General features: G+C 58.8%; 1 protein-coding gene. It reads right to left on the minus strand.

Going from position 1 to position 657, the window contains the following annotated elements; all coding sequences use genetic code 11:
• Positions 1–132: 132 nt before the first annotated feature.
• A partial coding sequence (locus tag F1542_RS16960; RefSeq protein WP_227672846.1) for a tyrosine-type recombinase/integrase occupies positions 133–657 on the minus strand: 525 nt, incomplete at its 5' end.

Below are 657 nucleotides of genomic sequence, written 5' to 3' on the forward strand. Positions count from 1 at the left end.
TTGCTAAACCGTTATACGATGTCAAGTCGTATCGAGGGTTCGAATCCCTTCCCCTCCGCCAGAACTTCTTGTAAATAAACAAGAAATTGCCAAGCGCCCTACGGGGCGCTTTGGTCGTTTCTGGACGGTTTTTCAGGCTGGTGTGGGGGAATTTGTGGGGACCCCTGCAAAAATCTGCTCCGCCTGGAACTGGACCCGCTCCTGTTCCTCCACGGTCAGGAAGCCGAGATAGTTCTGTTCGGTCACCTTCACGGAACTGTGTCCAAGGTGCCGTGACAGGCGATAGATGTTCCCTCCTGCTTTCAGCCACCGCACGGCAAAGGCATGTCGCAGGCCATGCACCCCGAAGCGCCGGAACAGCGGATTGTCACGCAGGATGCGCCGCATGATCTGGGCGTGGTTGGATGAGAAATTGGCGAACGGCTTGCCGGTGGTGCCGCTGGTGTACAGGAAGCCATTTGCCGCACCCTCCTCCAGCGCCTTGGTGGCATTGCCCCCGGGTGTGTGCCACGTGAGGGTACGCGGTCTGCTGGTCTTGGTTTTGGTCAGCAGGATCTGGCGGCTTCGGCTGTCCACCTGCCAGCGTTCCAGCTTTACGGCTTCGTTCATGCGCATGCCGGTTTCGGCCAGTATGGACAGGATACCGGCAACGCCAGG

It is taken from the genome of Komagataeibacter sp. FXV3, from assembly GCF_015155755.1.
In the GTDB taxonomy this organism is placed as follows: domain Bacteria; phylum Pseudomonadota; class Alphaproteobacteria; order Acetobacterales; family Acetobacteraceae; genus Komagataeibacter.